4 protein-coding genes are annotated in these 3,511 nt (G+C 74.4%); 3 read left to right on the top strand and 1 reads right to left on the bottom strand.

Features of this window, described 5'->3' with window-relative positions; all coding sequences use genetic code 11:
* Positions 1 to 534 (bottom strand): GAF domain-containing protein (locus tag H5J29_RS25585; protein ID WP_181783576.1); only part of this gene is annotated, 534 nt, incomplete at its 3' end.
* Positions 535 to 855: 321 nt separating this feature from the next.
* On the opposite strand from H5J29_RS25585, the gene H5J29_RS25580 reads away from it, so the two are divergent.
* From H5J29_RS25580 to H5J29_RS25575, 3 genes are all read left to right on the top strand, one after another.
* A complete protein-coding gene (locus H5J29_RS25580) occupies positions 856 to 1,080 on the top strand; it encodes a hypothetical protein (protein WP_181783575.1) in 225 nt (74 codons plus the stop codon).
* Positions 1,081 to 1,145: 65 nt separating this feature from the next.
* Positions 1,146 to 2,150: an isopenicillin N synthase family dioxygenase gene (locus H5J29_RS34455; protein ID WP_220187924.1), complete on the top strand. Its 1,005-nt coding sequence runs from the start codon at positions 1,146 to 1,148 to the stop codon at positions 2,148 to 2,150.
* Positions 2,147 to 3,433, top strand: coding sequence for an O-acetylhomoserine aminocarboxypropyltransferase/cysteine synthase family protein (locus H5J29_RS25575; protein ID WP_312858403.1), 1,287 nt, complete (start codon positions 2,147 to 2,149; stop codon positions 3,431 to 3,433). The genes H5J29_RS34455 and H5J29_RS25575 overlap by 4 nt, the downstream gene beginning before the upstream one ends.
* Positions 3,434 to 3,511: the final 78 nt, after the last annotated feature.

Raw genomic sequence — 3,511 nt, 5'->3', positions numbered from 1 at the left:
GGAGAGGAAGTCCACGCCGCGGTCCGGCTGGAAGCGGTCGACGGCGTTGATCAGGCCGGCGAGGGCCAGGTCCCGCAGCGCCGCGGCCTCGTCGTCGGTCCAGTCCCGGACGACGCCGTCCATGGCGCAGAAGTTGCCCACGACGAGGCCGTCGGGATCGAGGACGGGGGCGCCGATCCAGGAGGCGGCGGAGAAGTCGTGGATCTGGGGGAGGTCGCGGGTGCGGTCGTCGGCCGCGGTGTCCGGGATGCGGACCACGTCCCCGGAGTCGATCACGAGGTGGCAGGCCGCGTCCTTCACGGGGGACTCGTAGGTGCCGTCCGGGCCGCACAGCAGGGCCGGGTCCGGCGCTCCCTTGAGGAAGGACCGCACGTCGTCGACCACGGTGAGCGCCACCATCGGGGTACCGAGGATCCTGCCGCCGAGCCGGGTGAGCCGGTTGAACGCCTCCTCCGGCCCGGTCTCGAGCAGCCGGGTCGCCCGCACCGCGGCGACCCGGTCCGCGGCGGCGACACCGAACCGTCGAACCACCACCGGGTCACCGCCTCCCGCAGCCCACGAGCCCGCGGCGGGCGCCACGGACGGTCACAGTGTGCCTCCGACCCGGCGGAGGGCGGACGTCGGTGGGGCCGGTCGGAAACGTGAGCGTTCATGCGCTTGACAGCCGGTCGGGCGACGGGTTCAGTGGACGGATGCGCCTGCCGTTCCGCCGTCCCCTGGTGGGGGACTGGTCGAAGCGACGGCACGTGGACTTCTGCCGGACCGGGGCGGCGCTCTGTCGGTGACGACCACCGAGGGTCGAGCCCATCGCTCGCCCTCCCGTCGTCCCCCTCTCGCCTCCCTCCCGGAGTTCCCATGTCCTCGTCCACGCAGTACTCGCACGTCCCGTCCGCAGCAGACGACCGGTTGACCGACATCGGCGACGCCCTGCTGGAGTCCCTCGAGGCGCTCGTCGACCGGCACCGGTCCCTGCGGGCCGCCGCCGGTGCCGCGGCCCCCAGCGAGCTGATCACGGCCGAGGTCGCCCAGCACCTCGCGGTCGCGCGGTCCGCGCTGCAGCGCTCGCCGCGCCGCGGCTGACCGGAGAGCCGATCCTGTGGCCGGGCCCGGAGTCCCCGGGCCCGGTCCGCGTCCGTGAGGTGCCCATGAGCGTGTCCAGTCTCCCCGTCCTCGACCTCTCCCGCTTCCGCACCGATCCCACGTTCCTGGCCGACCTGCGGGTCGCGGCCCGGGACGTCGGGTTCTTCTACGTGACCGGTCACGGCGTCCCGGCCGAGGTCACCGCCGGGATCGACGAGCTGGCCCGGCGGTTCTTCGCCCTCCCCGTCGAGCAGCGGCTCGAGATCGAGAACGTGCACTCGCCGCAGTTCCGCGGCTACACCCGCACGGGCACCGAGCACACCGGTGGCACCGCCGACTGGCGGGAGCAGATCGACATCGGCCCGGAGCGGGCCGTGGTGGAGCAGCGGCCCGGCGACCCGGACTGGGTGCGGCTGATCGGGCCGAACCAGTGGCCGTCGGCGCTGCCGGAGCTGCGGGACACCGTGCTGCGCTGGCAGGACGAGGCGCTGCGGGTGAGCCGCGAGGTGCTCCGCGCGCTGGCCGCGGCGCTCGGCCAGGCGGAGGGCTACTTCGACGCCTGGTTCGACGAGGAGTCCTCGCTGCACGTGAAGATCGTGCGCTACCCCGGCCGCCCCGACCCGGAGTCCGACCAGGGCGTGGGCGTGCACAAGGACTACGGCTACCTCGCGCTGCTGCAGCAGGACGAGGTGGGCGGGCTGCAGGTCGAGGGCCCGGACGGGCGGTGGATCGACGCCACCCCGGTCCCCGGCTCCTTCGTGGTCAACATCGGCGAGATGCTGGAGATCGCCACCCAGGGCTACCTCACGGCGACCCGGCACCGGGTGGTCAGCCCGCCGGTGGGGGTGGACCGCTTCTCGGTGCCCTTCTTCCTCGGCCCGCGCCTCGACGCCGTCGTCGAGCCCCTCGAGCTGCCCGCCGAGCTGGCGGCCCGGGTCCGCGGGATCAGCGACGACCCGGACAACCCCCTGCACGCCCAGTTCGGGGAGAACGCCGTCCGCGGCTGGCTGCGGTCGCACCCTCGCGTGGCGGAGAAGTACTGGCCCGACGTCCTGGCCCGGCGCCCGTGACGTCGTTCGCCACCCGGCAGCTGCACGCGGGGGCGCGCCCGGACCCGGCGACGGGCGCCCGGGCCGTGCCGATCTACCAGACCACCTCGTTCCGCTTCACCGACAGCGCGCACGCCGCCGCGGCGTTCGCCCTGGAGGACCTCGAGAGCCACGCCTACACCCGGCTCTCCAACCCCACCAGCGCCGTCGTGGAGGAGCGGATCGCCGCGCTGGAGGGCGGGACCGCCGCCGTGGCGCTCGGCAGCGGGCAGGCGGCGACCACGCTGGCGCTGTTCAACCTGGCCCGCGCGGGGGACCACGTGGTGGCCGCCGCGAGCCTGTACGGCGGCACGCACACGCTGCTCTCGTCGACCTTCGCCGACCTCGGCGTGGGCGTGACGTTCGTGCAGGACCCGGACGACCTCGCGGCCTGGCGCGGCGCGATCACCCCGGCCACCCGCGCCCTGTTCGCCGAGAGCATCGGCAACCCGCTGGGCAACGTCCTCGACGTCGCCGCGGTGGCCGAGGTGGCGCACCAGGCGGGCCTGCCGCTCGTCGTGGACAACACCGTGCCCACGCCCTACCTGCTGCGGCCGATCGAGCACGGCGCCGACGTGGTCGTGCACTCGACCACGAAGTTCCTCGCCGGGCACGGCACCGCGATCGGCGGCGTGGTGGTCGACTCCGGCCGGTTCGACTTCGGCCGCCATCCCGACCTCTGGCCGGGGCTGACCGCCCCCGACCCCACCTACCAGGGGCTGTCGTTCTGGGAGCGGTTCGGGCCCGACGGTGTGGCGTACGCGTTGCGGCTGCGCACCCGGCTGCTGCGCGACCTCGGTCCGGCCGCCTCGCCGTTCAACTCGTTCCTGCTGCTGCAGGGGATCGAGACCCTCGACGTGCGGCTGGCCCGGCACGTCGAGAACGCCCAGGCCGTGGCCGAGTTCCTCGAGGGCCATCCGGCCGTCGAAGGCGTCCACTACCCGGGGCTGCCGTCCAGCCGCTGGCACCCGGCGGCCCAGCGGTACCTGCGGGCGGGCGCGGGCGCGGTGGTGGCCTTCGAGATCCGCGGCGGCCGCGAGGCGGGTGCGCGGTTCGTCGACGCGCTGCGGCTGTTCAGCCACCTGGCCAACATCGGCGACGTCCGCAGCCTGGCCATCCACCCGGCGTCGACCACGCACGCCCAGCTCGGCCCCGCGGAGCAGCGGGCGAGCGGGGTCACCCCCGGGCTCGTCCGGCTGTCCGTGGGCATCGAGGGGATCGCGGACCTGATCGCCGACCTGAACCACGCCTTGGAGAAGTCATGACCGCCGGTACGGACGTCGTGTGGCACCAGGAGTCCCGGCTGGCGGGTGCCACGGGGGCGGTGCACGTGCACCGCTGGA

Origin of the sequence: Pseudonocardia pini (assembly GCF_013870575.1) — a bacterium.
GTDB classification, from domain to species: domain Bacteria; phylum Actinomycetota; class Actinomycetes; order Mycobacteriales; family Pseudonocardiaceae; genus Pseudonocardia; species Pseudonocardia pini.
Note: the sequence above shows the minus strand (reverse complement) of the source record. Positions and strands in the feature narration are given on the sequence as shown.

Excerpts from the sequence above, each read along its gene's own strand:
- H5J29_RS34455 (WP_220187924.1), top strand. The coding sequence starts at position 1,146 with ATGAGCGTGTCCAGTCTCCCCGTCCTCGACCTCTCCCGCTTCCGCACC.
- H5J29_RS25580 (WP_181783575.1), top strand. The coding sequence starts at position 856 with ATGTCCTCGTCCACGCAGTACTCGCACGTCCCGTCCGCAGCAGACGAC.